Origin of the sequence: Actinokineospora spheciospongiae, assembly GCF_003182415.1 — a bacterium.
GTDB classification, from domain to species: Bacteria; Actinomycetota; Actinomycetes; order Mycobacteriales; family Pseudonocardiaceae; genus Actinokineospora; species Actinokineospora spheciospongiae.
The window spans coordinates 74,461-90,124 of sequence record NZ_QHCP01000016.1 but is presented as its reverse complement, the minus strand read 5'-3'; the positions used below and the strand labels follow the sequence as shown (position 1 = coordinate 90,124).

12 protein-coding genes, 1 tRNA gene and 1 pseudogene are annotated in these 15,664 nt (G+C 65.3%); 5 read left to right on the top strand and 9 right to left on the bottom strand.

Features of this window, described 5'->3' with window-relative positions:
* Window positions 1-39: 39 nt before the first annotated feature.
* From hsdR to DFQ13_RS30080, 3 genes are all read left to right on the top strand, one after another.
* Window positions 40-2,592, top strand: a complete 2,553-nt coding sequence (hsdR, locus tag DFQ13_RS30090) for an EcoAI/FtnUII family type I restriction enzme subunit R (RefSeq protein ID WP_110082225.1) — start codon at window positions 40-42, stop codon at window positions 2,590-2,592.
* The gene (locus DFQ13_RS30085; protein WP_110082224.1) at window positions 2,589-4,607 is read left to right on the top strand and encodes an N-6 DNA methylase; all 2,019 of its coding nucleotides are present in this window, start codon (window positions 2,589-2,591) and stop codon (window positions 4,605-4,607) included. The genes hsdR and DFQ13_RS30085 overlap by 4 nt, the downstream gene beginning before the upstream one ends.
* 88 nt (window positions 4,608-4,695) lie before the next feature.
* Window positions 4,696-6,231 (top strand): serine/threonine-protein kinase, encoded by a 1,536-nt coding sequence (locus DFQ13_RS30080; RefSeq protein ID WP_219994705.1) that lies wholly within the window; start codon window positions 4,696-4,698, stop codon window positions 6,229-6,231.
* A gap of 83 nt (window positions 6,232-6,314) precedes the next feature.
* On the opposite strand, the pseudogene DFQ13_RS35370 reads toward DFQ13_RS30080, so the two are convergent.
* Window positions 6,315-7,279 (bottom strand): annotated as a pseudogene (locus DFQ13_RS35370) (IS30 family transposase).
* Window positions 7,280-7,381: 102 nt separating this feature from the next.
* Here DFQ13_RS35370 and DFQ13_RS33365 point away from each other — a divergent pair.
* Window positions 7,382-7,891 (top strand): hypothetical protein, encoded by a 510-nt coding sequence (locus DFQ13_RS33365; protein ID WP_146241405.1) that lies wholly within the window; start codon window positions 7,382-7,384, stop codon window positions 7,889-7,891.
* 189 nt (window positions 7,892-8,080) lie between these two features.
* Here the strand turns inward: DFQ13_RS33365 and DFQ13_RS30060 are convergent, their stop codons facing one another.
* The 4 genes from DFQ13_RS30060 to DFQ13_RS35705 all read right to left on the bottom strand — a co-directional run bounded on the left by DFQ13_RS30060 (window position 8,081) and on the right by DFQ13_RS35705 (window position 11,275).
* Window positions 8,081-8,692 carry a hypothetical protein gene (locus tag DFQ13_RS30060; RefSeq protein ID WP_110082219.1) on the bottom strand — a complete coding sequence of 204 codons (612 nt, stop codon included), beginning with the start codon at window positions 8,690-8,692 and terminating at the stop codon, window positions 8,081-8,083.
* Window positions 8,693-8,917: 225 nt separating this feature from the next.
* A complete protein-coding gene (locus tag DFQ13_RS30055) occupies window positions 8,918-9,550 on the bottom strand; it encodes a hypothetical protein (protein WP_146241404.1) in 633 nt (210 codons plus the stop codon).
* A 1,320-nt stretch (window positions 9,551-10,870) separates the two neighbouring features.
* A tRNA-Pro gene (locus DFQ13_RS30045) sits at window positions 10,871-10,944 on the bottom strand.
* Between the two features lie 208 nt (window positions 10,945-11,152).
* Complete coding sequence (locus DFQ13_RS35705) at window positions 11,153-11,275, bottom strand: hypothetical protein (RefSeq protein WP_267897670.1); 123 nt, start codon at window positions 11,273-11,275, stop codon at window positions 11,153-11,155.
* 356 nt (window positions 11,276-11,631) lie between these two features.
* Here DFQ13_RS35705 and DFQ13_RS30040 point away from each other — a divergent pair, with 356 nt between their 5' ends.
* A complete protein-coding gene (locus DFQ13_RS30040) occupies window positions 11,632-12,054 on the top strand; it encodes a hypothetical protein (protein ID WP_146241403.1) in 423 nt (140 codons plus the stop codon).
* Window positions 12,055-12,074: 20 nt separating this feature from the next.
* Here DFQ13_RS30040 and DFQ13_RS30035 read toward each other — a convergent pair whose 3' ends face one another.
* The 4 genes from DFQ13_RS30035 to DFQ13_RS30020 form a co-directional block, all read right to left on the bottom strand.
* On the bottom strand, window positions 12,075-12,356 hold the full coding sequence (locus DFQ13_RS30035; RefSeq protein ID WP_146241402.1) for a hypothetical protein: 282 nt from the start codon (window positions 12,354-12,356) through the stop codon (window positions 12,075-12,077).
* A gap of 290 nt (window positions 12,357-12,646) precedes the next feature.
* Window positions 12,647-13,567 (bottom strand): ABC transporter permease, encoded by a 921-nt coding sequence (locus DFQ13_RS30030; RefSeq protein WP_181400213.1) that lies wholly within the window; start codon window positions 13,565-13,567, stop codon window positions 12,647-12,649.
* Entirely contained in the window at window positions 13,564-14,412 is an 849-nt protein-coding gene (locus DFQ13_RS30025) for an ABC transporter ATP-binding protein (protein ID WP_110082214.1), read from the bottom strand. Before DFQ13_RS30025 ends, DFQ13_RS30030 begins: the two co-directional genes overlap by 4 nt.
* 52 nt (window positions 14,413-14,464) lie before the next feature.
* Window positions 14,465-15,661, bottom strand: a complete 1,197-nt coding sequence (locus DFQ13_RS30020; RefSeq protein WP_110082213.1) for a lanthionine synthetase LanC family protein — start codon at window positions 15,659-15,661, stop codon at window positions 14,465-14,467.
* Window positions 15,662-15,664 lie beyond the last annotated feature (3 nt).

Here is a 15,664-nt window from a genome sequence, read left to right as displayed (position 1 = left end):
TCGGTCTGATACCCGCTCTCTAAGGCATACTCTGCCTTCGTGAGCTTGAACGAGCGCGAGACCCGGAAACATCTGATCGACCAGTTGCTCGCTCAAGCGGGCTGGATCGAGGAGCAGATAGAAGAGGAGTACGTCTACCGGCCAGGCAAGCTGCGCCTCCTTGGTGAGCAGACGGTGCGTGACGAGCGGCAGTATGTCGATTACCTGCTCCGTGCGGAGCCACGAGGCGTCATCCTCGCCGCTGTCGAGGCGAAGGATGAGTCACATGCGCCAGGTGCCGGGATTCAGCAGGCACTGGCGTACGCGGTCGACGTGTCAGCACCCTTCGCGTTCTCGACGAATGGTCACGAGATCGTTGAGCAGGATCTGCGCACTGGTGCGGTTCGGCGGCTCACTGTTTTTCCGACACCTGAGGAGCTTCTCAAGCGGTGGAAGTCCGACGTGTCCTGGCGGGGGCGGACTGTCCAGGGCCTACGAGGGCAGGAAGCGGCGAACCCAGTGCTACAGCCAGCGTTCAGCCTTCCGGGTGCCCCGTCGATGCGCTACTACCAGGAGCGTGCGGTGTCCGCGGCGATCGAGCAGATGCTTATGGGCCGGCACCGCGCGCTGCTGTCACTAGCAACTGGTACTGGGAAGACGTTCATCGCGTTCAACATCGCCTACAAGCTGCTCATGAGCGGCTACTTGAAGCGTGTGTTGTTCATCGCTGACCGGGTGAGCCTGCGAGACCAGGCCTACAACGAGTTCGGTGGGCTCGGCGACCGCCGGGGTGTCGTGACGAGCGGGCACGTGCCGCTGGAGCGTGAGATTCACTTCGCGATCTACCAGTCGCTCTACGCCCGAACGGCTGATGGGAACCGCGTCTTCGAGCAGTACCCGCGAGAGTACTTCGACCTCGTTGTCGTAGATGAGTGTCACCGCAGTGGTTACGGCGACTGGGGTGCCATCCTTGAGCATTTCAACAGTGCCTTTCATCTGGGCATGACAGCGACGCCGAAGCAGGACGACTCGATCGACACCTACGCCTTTTTTGCCTCGGAGAACGCTGATGAGAACGGCCAGCCGCGTCCAGTCTACGAATACTCGCTCGGACGAGGTATCGACGATGGCTTCTTGGCCACGTATAAGGTGCTTAGGGTCAGCACGAGCGTCGATGCAGGCATCGTCATCAATGATGAAGTTGAGCGAGGCGCTGAACTCCTCGTGCCTGAGGGGGCTACGCCTCGGGACGTCTATGCGATGCGTGAGTTCGAACGTGCGATCGTCGTACCGGACCGTACGCGTGTGCTTTGCGAGCACCTTGCCAGCGTACTGCGCACATACGGCGCGCTCGACAAGACCATGGTCTTCTGCGTAACAATGGAGCACGCCGAGCTTGTCCGCAGCGAGATGCAGCGGCTGCTCGGCTCCGAGACGGGAATGAACCTCTACGCAGCCCGTATCGTGAGCGAGGAGCGAGATGCGCAGGCGACCCTCGAGCAATTCCAACTGGCGTCCTCGAGTGAGCCCGTCGTAGTCACGACCGTCGACTTGCTTTCCACCGGCGTCAATGCGCCGTCGGTCCGAAATATTGTCTTTATGAAACCCATAGGCTCGGTGACGATCTTCAAGCAGATCATTGGCCGCGGAAGCCGCATCGACGCATTGACGGGTAAGACATTTTTCCGGGTCATCGACTATACTAACGCCACTCGCTTATTCGACGACTGGGATCTACCGACACAACCCGTAGTCGTTGGCCCGGCAACAGGAGTGCATGTTATCGCCGGGTACGTGCAGGACGAAGAGTCCGCGGAGCCGATAGACGGCGCATCGATCTCGGTGAGACTGCAGGGTCGACTGTTGGCCGAAGACCGCAGTGCGGAGAACGGGTACTTTGAGATCCCTGACCTCCCAGGCGTTGTGGTCGACGTTTTTGTTGCCTCCACCGGCTACACGCGGCGGCACTTGCGCGTTGATACGATCTCGGATGACGCCACCGATCTGGTCGTTGCGCTTCGGCGCCCATTGCAAGGTGAGCGGCGTGTGCGGATCTCTGGCCTCGAAGTGTCCATCACGGATGAGATTGAAGTCGACCTCGGCAATGGCTCTGTACTGCCGACTGCGGAATATCTGGCTCGCGCGAACGATGTAATCCGTGAGCAGGTGTCGTCGATAGATGAGCTTCGCGCAGCGTGGCGAGTTCGCGCCGATCGTGTGAGGTTGGAGGAGAACTTTGGCATGCGGCAGGTGACGCCCGAGTTGCTATCACTTGTACTCGGACGCACGGATATCGACGCGTTCGACCTGTTTGCTGCTGCAGCCTTCGATGCCCCGATGGTTAGCAGGGAAGCGCGAGCGACTGCAGCGCACGGTGAGCTAGACGCCGAGTATCCCGCGCTGTCAGAAGGGTTTATCGAGGCCGTCCTTGACAAATTCCGGATCGGTGGCGTTGCTGAGGTCTCCAGTAGTGAAATCTTTGGGCTTTCCCCATTTATTGGAACATGGGGCGGCGTCCTTGGGGTGACATCCCTGCTCGGTGGGCCGGAGAATGTTGCTTCGTTTCTCCAGAGTGTCCAAAATAATCTCTTCGACGCAGAAACTGACGAATGACACCCTCTAAGCTGAAGGCTATAATAAAATCCGCCTCGGACAAGATGCGGGCGGACGACAATACCAAGAACGCGCTTAAGTACCTTGAGCAGCTAACGTGGCTACTCTTCCTTAAAGTCTTTGATTCTATGGAAGAAACAAAGGAGATGGTCGCGCGGATTGATGGATCGTCGTACCGCCCTCTAATTGTCGAGCGGTTCCGCTGGAGGAGGTGGGCGCGAGATAAGGATCTGACAGGTGATGATCTCATCGACTTCGTCACTGACGGGCTATTGCCTTACCTGCGCGAACTGAAGGGAAGTGCTCGCGCGGAACGATTTGCCGCTGTCTTTGGTGAGATTCGAACCGTCATGAGGTCGGGTTACTCTCTCAAGGAAGTTGTCACAATCGTCGACTCGATCGACTTCCACGCCCTGGACAACCACCACTCGATGAGCGTCATATACGAGTCGCTCCTCGCGCAGACGGCCGACGCTGGCTGGTCAGGTGAGTTCTACACGCCACGGCCCGTCGTCGAGTCCATGGTGCGCATCGTCGATCCGAAGCTTGGTGAGCGCGTCTACGACCCGTGTTGCGGGTCGGGCGGCTTCTTGGTGGCATCCGCTGAACACATTGCGTCAAGTACGAATACGGTGGATGAGAAGGAGTGCTTCAACTCGTCGACCTTCTTCGGTCAGGAGTCGGGAGAGATTGCCGCGCTTGTCGGCACGATGAACCTAATCCTTCACGGGGTCGAAGACCCGCAGATCGTGCGGCGTAACACGCTCGAGCGAGACTCTCGGAACGTGAATCCGAGTGATCAGTTCAACGTCATCCTCACTAACCCGCCTTTTGGGGGCACTGAGAACCCGCAGGTTCAGCAGAACTTTCCCAGTAGGTCCGCCGCGACCGAACTGCTGTTCCTGCAGCACTGCATGGCGAAGCTTAGGGACGGTGGACGCGCAGCCATTGTCCTGCCTGACGGCGTCCTGTACCGGACAGAGACTGCGTTCTCGACGGTTCGACGGCGCCTGCTCAACGAGTTCAATGTGACTGCCATCGTCCGGCTGCCGACCGGCGTCTTTCCGACAGCTGCTGACACACGGACGAACGTGATCTTCTTCTCCAAGGGTGGACGCACCCAGATGATCCGCTACTACCAGGTGCCTAATCCGCCCGGGAAGCGGTCATACAGCAAGACCAATCCTCTCACTCGTGAGGTGCTCACTGGTGCCGAGCGATGGGTCGCCGAGGGTACCGCCGATGAGTACTCGTGGGAAGTCGACTACGACACCATCGTCGATAGCGGCTATGACCTCGACATTCCGTGGCCGAACGCAGCGTTGTCGGCAGACGGTGACTCTGCGGGACAGCGGATCGAAGAGATGCGCAACCGTCTCACGACCCTCACGGAGCTCACAGAGGCGCTTTCGCAAGCTCATGCGTCGCTCGACGCCTATCCACTCGGCGCGAGTATCCCGGTTGGAGAGTGGGCAGTCGAGGCCGGTGCGCGGGCGGGGAGCCGTGTACCGGATCGCTATGTCGGGGTCTCGAACGAGGGCGGGCTAGCACCGTTCAAGGGCAAGCCGGCGAAGGACACCAGTCGCTACCGTAAGCTGCGGCCGGGGGATTTCGTCTACAACCCGATGCGTGTCAACGTCGGCTCAATCGCACTCTGTCGCCGCGAGGAGGAGGCTGGCTGGGTTAGCCCCGACTATGTCGTCTTTCGGCTTGTTAAGGACGCACCGTTCGATGCGGAGTACCTGCTCATGTACCTGAAGAGTGAGCAGGGCAAGGCCGAGATTGTCCGTCAGAGCCGCGGAGCCGTGCGGCGGCGGCTGTATTTCGAGGGTGTCCGGAAGGTCAAGGTGCCTGTGCCGGGCGACCCTGAGTCCTGGTCGGCGCTTATCGCGTCGTTCGCGGCTGTGCGTCGCCACCTACGCGAGCTTCCCCAGACTGCTTTGGGCACGCTTGCCGCGTTCGAAGCCGCTGCGTTCAGCCCGCGCAAGTCAGGGAGGAGCAGCTCAGCCGCATAAAGGTGTAGTACTCGCAACTATTTTGCTGTATGGTGAAGTCAGAGCAACCTTTCCTGGAGGTTACATGCGGCTTGGTGGTTCGAGTGAGGTGGCCAAGGAGCTCGGTGTGTCGCTGTCGCGGGTGACGGTCCTGCGGCAGCGCCCCGAGTTCCCGGATCCCATCGGTGAAATCGCGCACGGACCGATCTGGGACCTCGACGTGGTGCGTGAGTGGAACCAGTCCGGGCTCCGACGTTCGGGTAGTGGACGTCCTTCTGCCGCCGAGGCGCGCCGTACGCTAGGTGGACGGTTCGTAATCGAGGACGAGACCATCGGACATGGCGGCTTTGCCGATGTCTACCGTGCTGTGGACAAGAAGAATGGCGCGATGGTCGCGATCAAGATCCTCCGCAACGTCGAAGGCGTCGAGCACGAGGCTATCAAGCGCTTCCAGCGAGAGTTGCGGATCATGGAGAGGCTCTCGCATGCCAACGTCGTGCGTGTCCTAGCGCAAGGCGAGACCAGTGACGGCAAAATCTGGTACGCCATGCCGCTCGCACAAGGTAGCCTGTCGGACTACGTTGCGCTCCTGAAAGGCAACCCAGCCCTGATCGTGGACATTATGCGCCAGGTCTGTACGGGGCTCGCCTACATCCATTCCGAGGGCATCTACCACCGCGACCTCAAGCCAGCGAACGTGTTGCGTCTCGGTACGAGTGATGATGAGGCGGATAGTTGGGCGGTCTCCGACTTCGGGCTTGCCGTCATGGTGGAGCGGGATACAGACCCCCTGACATCGACGTATCGGCAGGGCATGGGCTCCTGGATCTACACAGCTCCGGAGCAGTGGCGCAACGCCCGTAGCGCTAACGACCTATCCGACATCTACGGACTGGGGAAGATCCTCCAGGAACTAGTGACAGGTGAGTGGCCCGTCAACGCCGAGATCCCACCTGGCATCTTCCGGCCCGTGATCGAGAGGGCGATTTCGGATAGTCCTTCTTCCCGGTATCAATCCGTCGCGGAATTCATCGACGCACTCGACCGCGCGGTCGGTGCGCGCCAAGACCACGAGGCATGGGAGACGCGTGAAGAGCAGGCTGAGCGGCTCCGCGACCGGTTACTTGGACGGCCAAGCGCTGAGGACCTCGTAGAGGTGCTCGACTGGGCACAGTCCCTCAGCGAGCGAGAGAAGGACGACATGGCTGCGCTCGTACGCGTGCTTCCATGGATGAGCGTGTCCTCTATCAACTACCTTTGGGAACGTGACTCGCAAGCTCTCTTTCGGATTGTGGAGCGATTCTGCTCCTACGTCGCGACCGAAATTTTCTCGTTCGAATACTGCGACACACTTGCAAATTTCATGCAACGTATCGTATTGAAAACCGGTAGTCCAGCCGCCCTCGGTAAGGTTGTGGCAGCCCTTGCGCGGTTAGGCGCTCACCACGATCGCTGGCACGTGCGCGACATTCTAGTGGGGATTCTCCAGAAAGTGAGGACTCAGGACGAGGCAGTGGAGGTCGTCGAGGCGCTGCGTTCCATCCCGATCCTTGAGGCCCGCTGGTCGGTTACTGACTTCACACTACGCACGCTGCCCGTCAGCATTCGTGCAGGGCTAGGTGAGATTCTTGCTAAGGCCTCCTGACTTGTGATTGAGAGCAGACGGAAACGATCCGGAGCCTCGCATCAGTGTCGGAGCAGGTACGCGCCGTTGATGAGGAGGCAGGTTCAGGCGGTGGAAGCATCTGCTTGGAGGAGTTCGGTGAATACCTCGCTCGGTTTCTTCCAGTCATGGATCTTGCGGGGGCGGTCGTTGATCTCCGCGGCGATGGCTGCGAGGTAGGTGGGGTCGCTGGTGATCTCCACACCCTTGGGCAGGTACTCGCGCACGATGCGGTTGAGGTTTTCGTTGCTTCCGCGTTCCCAGGGTGAGTGCGGGTGGGCGAAGAACACCGGCAACCCGGTCGCCGTGACATCCTTGTGCAGAGCCATTTCCGACCCGCAGTCCCAGGTCAACGAGCGTGTGATCGAGGCGGGGAGGTCGCCGGCGGCGGCGATGATCGCCTGGGTCACCGTCAACGAGTCCCGCCCGGTCAACAGGACCAGGATCAGGAACCGACTGGTGCGTTCCACCAGGGCGCCACCGCGGACTTGCCGCCCTTCCCGATCACGAGATCCCCTTCCCAGTGACCGGGCACGGCACGGCCTCGCGCCTCGTCGGGGCGATCGTCGATGTACCGGGGCTCCCGGATCCGCGGTGCCGGGGCCGGACGTGGCCCTGTGCGTCGGGTGCGGCCGGTACGCAACGCGACCAACTCCCGGCGCAGCCTCGCGACCGGCTGGGCATAGACCCACTGGTGGATCGCCTCGTGACTCACCCGGCAAGGGTCCCCGGCCCGATACTGCCGTGCCAACCGGCCCGCGATCGACCTCGGTGACCAGCCCAGAAGCAACAACGACCACACCCGCGACGCGGTCCGCGCCGACCGCTCCACTGCCATCACCTTCGGCCGCGACCGCCCCACCGCCGCGGCATCGGCCGCCACCGCCCGATACCCGTCACGGCCACCATGACGACCCACCTCACGCGAGACGACCGACGGATCACGACCGATCCGCACCGCGATGTCCTTGAACTCCAGCGACTCCACCAGGCCCCGGGAGATCTCCTCCCGATCGGCCAACGTCAACATCTCCCGCACGACAGAGAATCCTTCCCCACCGAACACCAAGATCACATGCTACGACCGTCTGAACCTGCCCGTCGACATCGCCGAAGACCAGGGTGGATGCGGATGACCACGCAACCGGATGTGACCATCGACCTGCAGGTCGAGATCGATCACGGCCAGCTCTACATCTACTCCGTCGCCCCCTGGGCCAACGATCCCGACAACGATGCAGTGCTGCGCGCTCTCGATGACGCCCGCCGCTCGGGCCGGTGGGTCGGCCTGGCCGACGGACTGATCGACCTCGTGGTGCCCTTCGCCAAGAGCTTCGACGCGCCCCTGCGCATCGAGGTATGGCCGGTCGAACCCCCCGCCGACGACACTGCCTGGGCCACGTGGTGGACCTCGACTTCGATATCCACGAGGGCCGCCTGGTGTTCGAGCCCTCTGGCGGCTTCGCCCCATTCCGTGCGAGCATCCATTGCCTTCCGGCAGCTTCCGCGTCCGCCTGTCCGTCCGCGGTTACGCCGAAGCCTCTGGTGGCGCCGTCGGCATGGACCAGTACCGCATGGTCCTGTGGCCCCGCCACGACGACCGCCCGCCAATCTTGCGTCACGGCTGGCCAGGCTGGGATGAAGCCAAGTAGAACCAGTCGAGTTTCACATCGGCGCGGCTGCCGCCGGAGTGGGCACGTCCATCGGCCGCGTCATCAAGGGTGGGCTCCGCTCGTCGATGACGACACGATGAAACGCCGTGACGGACGATCGAACCGAGCAGTTCGTCAACGCCTCGGTCGGGGTCTACGCGGACTTTGAGCTGAGTCGATCAGGCTGCGTCGTTGAAAATCCTCCGCTGGACCTCAAGGTAGCGACGCAGATGTACGACGGGAGCGTCCGTCGAAGTCAGGGTCGACTCCAGCGACTCATTCAGATCGATCGAGTTCACCTTGGCCAGTTGCCGCGTGTAGTCGATGACCACCTGGATCAGGGTCTCGGACTGCTCCGTAGAAAAGTCGACCGTGATGTTGCCGTTCTCGGAGTACGCCTTAACCGCACCAAGATCGGCGATGAGGCGGTCGATGATCTCGGCATTGAGGCTCTGATTGCGGACAGCCTCAAGGTAGGCGCGGAGTGAGTCGTTGTAGTTCTTGACGCATTCCGGTAGCGCCCGCTTCCGCTTGCGGGCGATCGCGACGGTCGTAGCGGCCGTCCCGACGACAGCCAGTGTGGCGAGCCCCGCGATGACGACTGGCTTCTTGAGCATCCAGGCCGCCGTTTCAACGGCATCCTCGTTCGGCTTGGGAGCGGAGATCTCCTTGAGGTGGGTCACGAGGCGTCCAGCGGTGTCACGCACCACGCCGCCATAGCGGATCAGGTCACCGGTGAGTAGACCCGCCTCAATCTTTGGCGGAATGAAGAAGGTGGGCTGAACAATCACTCGTCGTCCTCGGCTGTGCTCGTGGTGGTGCTACCGAGCGAGATGCTAGTGCTGACCGCACACAGGCTCGAGCCTCTGACTGCTGCCGTACTGAAGTCTTCGCCAGCACGCACGGCGGGTCCGAGAGTGCCCGGATGGTTCCAGTGCCCAGGTCACGGGCCTCAGCTACTGAAATCCTCGGTGGCGCGCCCAGCAACGCTCGGGGGTTCAGGAGGTCGTGGACCGTCACGGTGGTGGTGGGGGCGGTGTGTCCCAGATGTGCACCCTGTCCGTCGTGACGAGGGGCTTGTCGGCAGGTCCTTTGATGTGGGCGGGCACGACTCGCTCCTCGTGTTCGCATCCGCCGTCGGCGTGGGCGCGGGGGTTGAGGCAGGTGTTGCGCCGGTAGGGGCGGACCGGCCAGCGGCGGGTCCATTGCGGTGCGCGGCGGCCGTGGGAGGCTGCCGTGTCCTCGGCGCTGGCCTGCGCAGAGGGCCGGTGGCGGGTGTGCACTCGAACCAGTTGCACGGTGCCGGGCCCGAGGATGTCGGCTCGCCTGTCGCGTTTGAGGCCCTGACGTGGACGGGGCACGGTTTCGGTTTCGGTGAGCTGGGCGTTGCCGGTTTGCCCCATCAGGTGCCAGGCGGTGTAGACCACGTGCGCCCACTGGCTTCCGGTCTCCGGATCGGGGCGGGGCAGTGGCTGGTCGAATCGCAGGACGAGTTCGTCGTAGGCCTGCAGCCGGGCGAACCCCGCGAGAGTTTCTCGTGCGACCAGGTCTACAGCGGTGAACGTCCTGCCGCTGTGATTGTCGATGGCCAGAGGCCGGTCCAAGGGAAGGCTGTCCCAGCCCTTGCTGCCCGTGGTCCAGAAGGTCAACCAGACTCCGTCGAACTCGGGCGTCAAGGGCGCTGTGGTGCAAACCGTGGAAGATGGGGCCGGATGTGACGGGTTGCAGGCGGGTGTGGAGTTGGTGAGGTGGAGGTTGCCGTCGGCGGCGGGACGGGTGGCGCGTCGGGCGTGGTTGCTGCGTCGGTGGAAGGTGTCGTTGGGTCTGAGGAAGACTTGGTCGTGGGGGTGGGAGTCGAGGTGGTGCGGGCCGGTGAGTTCGCCCCGGCGGGCGCCGGTCCATCCGGCGGTGACGAACAGGTGGGCGGCGAGGGGGTCGTGGATGAGGTTGATCTGGTCGGTGATGCGGAGGACTTCGGTGGGGTGGCCCAGATCCTTCCGGTGTGCGTCCGATGCGGCGTCGTCTGCCTCGTCGGTTGGGGACGGATGGGGTTGACGTCGAGCAGGTGGTTGTCGACGGCGTCGGAGGGCAGCGGGGACAGGAGTGTGACGATCCCGGTGGCGATGTTGGGGGACAGCCCGCCGGTGCGGCGGTCTTCCGCCCGGGCTCGGTCTTGCGCGCTGTCTTTGTCCGGCTGGTCATGTGACACGTCCGGCGATGTCGTTCGGCGCACTGGTGGCGCGTGATCCCGCGAATCCTGAAGATCATCCGGCGATCCGGCGGCGACGGGAACGGCTCACACACGGTTGACCCGTTTCCGAGAGCTCGAACGAACGGCCCTGACCTGGGACGACGACTATTCATGCAAGTTGGCGGGCTTGTCGTTCAACCTTGACACGGTAGGCGGCAACGGTTCGACCTCGTCACCTCTGGTGGCGCCACCCTGCGCAACAGGAATGCTGTACATGTCCCTGGCGGACACCAACCCGCACATCGACCGCAGATACGACGACGCGATCGTCACCCGTGGAGCGGCCGGCCCCACAGGGCCGGGCGTCATGGGCGTCCTGACCATGTCGAGCAACGCTGGCCCGCCAGACGCCGCCTTGAGCCGATGATGCGTGGTCAGGCTTCAACGAAGCTCAACCCACCGACAACGCCACCACCCCGACCCAACGGTGCCCAATCACGACCAACGGGCCCAAAGCGGGTTCGGCTATGCGTCTGACCTGGTCGGATGCGGCAGGTTCGGGAAGGTTGGCGAAAATCACCCGATCGGGAAGATCAATCCTGACCCCTCAACGAGATCAACAGCTGGCAGGAGGAGTTGATCTCCAATTTTTCTCCTTACCGGCGGGTAGAACGATCTTTCTCTCCACAAGGGACGATCAACACCGCGCGGTCCCGGAAAGATCAAAACGCCCGCCGACCTGGGATTTCTTCCAGAGTCGACGGGCGTCTGACGACCGTCGGGCTGACAGGATTCGAACCTGCGACCCCTTGACCCCCAGTCAAGTGCGCTACCAAACTGCGCCACAGCCCGGCCACAGTCGCTCTCGCGGCTGCCGGGTAAGAGTAGCGCACGCCTGTGTGGGGGTTTCGGCGGGGCTGGGTCACGGTGTTCGGGGTGCGACCAGGATGTTTGCGAACGCTTGACCTGGGGATTTGGGTGGCTGGCTTGCCGCTTGCCCTGATCGGGGAGTCGGTGGTGCGCTGCTGTGGTCGCGGCAGGTTCTGTCTGGGGGCGGGGGCTACAGGCGGCCGGTGGGGAGGTGGCCTGCGGTGAGGGCTTCGACCTGTTCGGGGGTGAACGGGGGGTTGAGCAGGATTTCGTGGGTGGCGTAGCAGCGGAACATGTCGGCTATGTAGTGCATTCGGTCTGGGAGGTCGGACCAGTCTTCGGCGGCGGTGTCCAGGGGGCTGTCGGGGGTTGGGTCGACCTGGTGGAGGAGGGCGATGAGGTCGGGGTTGGTGAGGTGGGTCAGGGGGCGGGGTAGGTGGCGGTGAGGTCGTCGCTGAGGTCCAGGTGGGTGTTGTTGGGGAGGGTGAGGGTGAGGAGGAGTTTGGTGATGGTTTTGCGGGTGAGGGTGCGGGCTGGTTCCAGGAGGGTTTCGACAGTGGCGCGGAGAAGGGTGATGAGGGGGAGGGCGATGTGGGGGAGGGGAGATGGGGTGCGGGGGCGGGGGGATGGGGTGTGAGGCAGGGGACTGGAGGTGTGGGGTGGGAGCTCGTGGGTCAAGAACTGGGGGGTTCGGATGGGGGTGGTCAGGGCGGCGGTGATCTCGGGTTGCAGGCGGGTTTGTTCGTGCAGGCCGACCTCGATGCTGGCCAGGAGCAGGAGTTCGGTTCGGGCCTTCGGGTCCTCGGTGAACCTGGCTCGGTAGTAGTGGGTGAACGCCTGCTGGAGGTAGTGCTGGCCGTTGGGGGGCGGGCCGGGGCGGAGGGTGGCGCAGAAGGCGGCGATTCGCTGGTCGTCGGGGGTTTGGGTGTGGGCGAACTCGGTCAGGAAGCGGGCGAACTCGTGGGCGATTTCGGCGAAGACCTTGAGGTTGCCTCGTGCTCCGGCCTCGCTGGCTGCTTCGAGGCGGGTGAGGGTGGCGATGGGGTGGTGGACCAGGCGTTCGGCGACTTGGTGGGGGAGTGCTCGGCGTAATGCTTCCGCGAGCAGGGCGGCTATGGCGGAGGACTGGGGGAGGCGGTGAGGAGTCTTTCGGCCAGGCGGCGGGGGTCTTCCTGGCGGATGGTTTGGCCGACCTGTTTTGAGGCCCACACCGCGAAGGTGCACCAGTTGGCCGAGCCGCCGGTGAAGTCGGTGAGGGCTCGGGACAGGGCGTGGTAGCAGTGGGTGATCATCAGGTTGCGGATGATCGGGTCGGGGTGGGCGGCGATGCGGGTGACGTCGGCGACCGTCGGGGTGGGGGGTTCCTGCACGTCCGCGCGGAGGGGGGTGGTCATCGAGGGGGCCTTCCTGTCCGGGGTCCGCAGGGCCATGACAGGTGTCGCGCGGGTGGGGGTTGGTGTTAGGGGTGATCTGTCGGTGTTTGCGCAGCGGGGGCGGGGGAGTTGGCTGGTGGGGGTGGTGGTTGAGGGGGAGTCGGCTGTCGGGCTTCGCTGGTGTGGTTGCTTGGGGCGGGGGTGGTCGGGTTGCGGGGTTTCGGTGGGGTGGGCATTCAGGAGTTGGCGACCGGGCTCCGCTGGGGTGCTCGGTGCCGGAGGGAGTTGGCTGCGGGGGATTGGTGGGGTGGTCACTTGGGGCAGGGGCAGTCCGGGGTGGAGCCGGTCAGTCGGGTGCAGAGCAGTACCGGGCCGGAGGATGAGCTGACCTGGAGCGTTCCGTCGGAGCGGGTGGTCAGGAGCACGGTCACCGCCTCGGCTCCCTGGTGGGGCTCGGTCGACTTGCCGTCCAGGTTGTGGTCGCGGGTGCGGTGGTTGAACGCGTACAGGCCCGCCGCGGCGGCCAGGGCCAGCCACAGGATGCCGAGCAGCAGGTAGCGGAGCGTCAGGTCCTCGGTGAACGCCGCGGCCACGGCGCTCTGCATGGCTCCGAACGTCGGGAGGAGGGTGACCCCGCCGCCCGCTGAGGACGGGGTGATGATCGGGTTCTGGACCATCACGTCGACCAGGCTGATCATGATGATCAGGAACATCCCGGCCAGTTCCGTGCGGAACACCATTGCCAGGACGATCCCGATGCCGCCGTAGGTCAGGCCGCTGACGGACAGGCTCACCAGCAGCAACACGAACTGCTCGGGGCGCCAGAACAGCAGTAGCAGCAGGGAGGCGTACAGGGCGACCACCCCGGCGGCGGCGAGCAGGGCGAGCAGCTTGGCCAGCAGCAGCGCCGAGCGGGGGAAGCCCGCCAGGACCAGGCGGCGGTCGAAGTCGGCTGAGCGGCGGACGGCGGTGAACATCATGAAGCCGACGATCAGGGTGACCGCGTTCATCGCCCCGGAGATCATGCCCAGCTCGTTGGCGTCCACCGCGATGGTCCGGCCCGCTGGGCGGGAGTGGAAGTCGACGGGTTCGCTGGGGATGATCACGTTCACCAGCAGCAGCCACACCGGGATGAACACCAGCACCAGGGCGAGGGCGACCCGGTTGCGGGAGTGCTGGGTGATCTCGTGCCTGGTGGCGTCGGACAGCGAGTCCGACCAGGTCGCCGTCATGCCCCGGTCACCTTCCGCGCCGTGGCGGCGGCTCGGCCGACGGTCTTGCGGACCGCGCCGACCGTTCGGGCCGCGGGGGGTTCAGGGCGCCGCGTGGCGCCCGTGGCCTTGGCGGTCGCGGTCCTGGTGCCCTTCTGCGTCGAAGGCTTGCCGACGGCGGGTTCCCCGTCCGCGGTGGCCTGCTCGATCGCGGTCCGCTCGAGTGCCGGCGCCCCGACCGCGGGCGGGTCGACGGCCTCCTCGGTGGTGAGGCGGCCCTCGCGGAGTTTGTGCAGGCGGTCGAAGCGGGCGGTGTCGTGGGCCAGGTGGGAGATGATCAGGACCGACCGGCCGCGGTCGCGCAGTTCCTCCGCGATGGACCAGAAGTTGAGGTAGTTGTCCCAGTCGAAGCCCTGGTAGGGCTCGTCCATCAGCACCACGTCGGGGTCGTGCATGAGGGCGATCGTCAGGTTGAGCTTCTGCCGCGTCCCGCCGGAGAGCAGGCCCGCCTTGACCGACCGGTGCCGCTCGTAGCCCAGCCGCTCCACCAGTTGGTTCGCGTGCTCCAGCGAGCGCAGGCCGTAGGCCCGCCGGAACAGGGCCAGGTGCTGGTCGGGGGTCAGCTCGTCGTTCAGCACGATCTTCTGCGGGCAGTAGCCGAGCCTGCCCGCGTAGAGCGCGTCGCCGCGGTCGGCGGGGAGTTCGCCCGCCAGGACCCGCAGCAGGGTCGACTTGCCCGCGCCGTTCTCGCCGATGATCCCGAACAGCTCGCCGGGGGCGAGGTCGAACTCGACGCCGCGCAGCACCTCGTGGCCCCGGAAGGACTTGTGCAGGTCGACCACCCGCAGTACGTTTCTGTGCTCCATTTCGGTCCTCTCAGGACATCGGGGTCAGGTCAGGGCGGTCGGGGCAGGGCGGTCAGGACAGGGCGAGGCAGCGCAGCCAACCCCGGTCGGCGCCCGCGGTGGTCAGCAGCGCGGCCAGCACCCCGGTGGCCCCGGACAGCAGGGTGGTGTCGGTGCCCGCGAGGCGCGCCACCCGGTCGAGCCGGTCGTGCAGGTGCCCGGTGAGCCAGTCGCGCAGCGCTGCGGCGGGTGCTGACCCGGTGTGGCGGGCGAAGGCGTCGGCCACGAGCAGCACCCCGGCCGCGCCGTGGCAGACCCCCAGCCGGTCGCTGTCGCGGTCGCCGTCGAGGTGCACGTCGGCGTCGTAGCCCCCGCACAGCGTCCCCACCGCCCGCACCGCGAGGTCGCACAGGTCCTCCCCACCGGGGGCGCCCGCGCGGACCAGTGCCCGCCCGGCCGCCCACAGCGCCCAGCTCACCCCGGGGTTGCCGTAGCACCAGCCCTGCCGGTGGGCGACGGCTTCCGGTTTCCCGCCCGCGGCGTACCGCCAGGACACGATCCCGGCGCCGTCGACGTAGAGCCCGGCGACCAGCCAGGTCGACAGGTGCGCCACGGCGCGGACCGCCTCCTCGGTGGGGTCCACCGCCGACAGCGCGGCCAGGACCCCGGCGGCGCCGTGCGCCAGGCCGGTGACGACGTCGCCCTGGGTCCAGCCGACCAGCGGGTGGTCGCGGTGGGCGCCGATCCGCAGGCCCGCCAGGTCGGGGTCGGCGGCGAGGGCGGCCAGGTGCGCGGCCGCGCCCCCCGGGGGTGTTCCGGCGGGCTGCGCCAGCAGCGTTCCGGCCGGGCCGCTGACCAGGTCGTAGTCGGTGAAGCCGACGGCCGAGGTGCGCCACGGCCTGCGGTCGGCCGCGGTGGCCAGTGACCGCGCGGCCCGCTGCGCCGCGGGGCCGACGTCGGGTCGGACCCCCGCGATCAGGCCCAGCCCGGCCACCAGACCGGACAGCCCGTCGTGCAGCCCGGTCCCCGCCCGGCCGCGCAGGCCGGTGCGCAGCCACAGGTCGGTGGCCTCGCCGCAGGTCCGGCGCTGCTCCCCGGTGGCGTCGGGGTGCGCGGCCACGAGGGTGGAAAGCACGGCCGGACCCAGGTCGGGTCCGGCCGTGCCCATCGGGTGACGAGCCGTCCAGGAGGTGAGCACGTGGTCCGCGACCAGCAGCAGGTCCCGCGTCGAGGCGTTGCGCGGGGTGGTCAACACGTCGGGAACCACCATCTC

Bases quoted from the DNA above. Each gene is read 5' to 3' on its own strand.
- DFQ13_RS30035 (WP_146241402.1), bottom strand. From the start codon at position 12,356: ATGACCACCCCCCTCCGCGCGGACGTGCAGGAACCCCCCACCCCGACG.
- DFQ13_RS30030 (WP_181400213.1), bottom strand. From the start codon at position 13,567: ATGACGGCGACCTGGTCGGACTCGCTGTCCGACGCCACCAGGCACGAG.
- DFQ13_RS30025 (WP_110082214.1), bottom strand. From the start codon at position 14,412: ATGGAGCACAGAAACGTACTGCGGGTGGTCGACCTGCACAAGTCCTTC.
- DFQ13_RS30085 (WP_110082224.1), top strand. From the start codon at position 2,589: ATGACACCCTCTAAGCTGAAGGCTATAATAAAATCCGCCTCGGACAAG.
- DFQ13_RS30020 (WP_110082213.1), bottom strand. From the start codon at position 15,661: ATGGTGGTTCCCGACGTGTTGACCACCCCGCGCAACGCCTCGACGCGG.
- DFQ13_RS35705 (WP_267897670.1), bottom strand. From the start codon at position 11,275: ATGCACTACATAGCCGACATGTTCCGCTGCTACGCCACCCACGAAATC.
- DFQ13_RS33365 (WP_146241405.1), top strand. From the start codon at position 7,382: ATGACCACGCAACCGGATGTGACCATCGACCTGCAGGTCGAGATCGAT.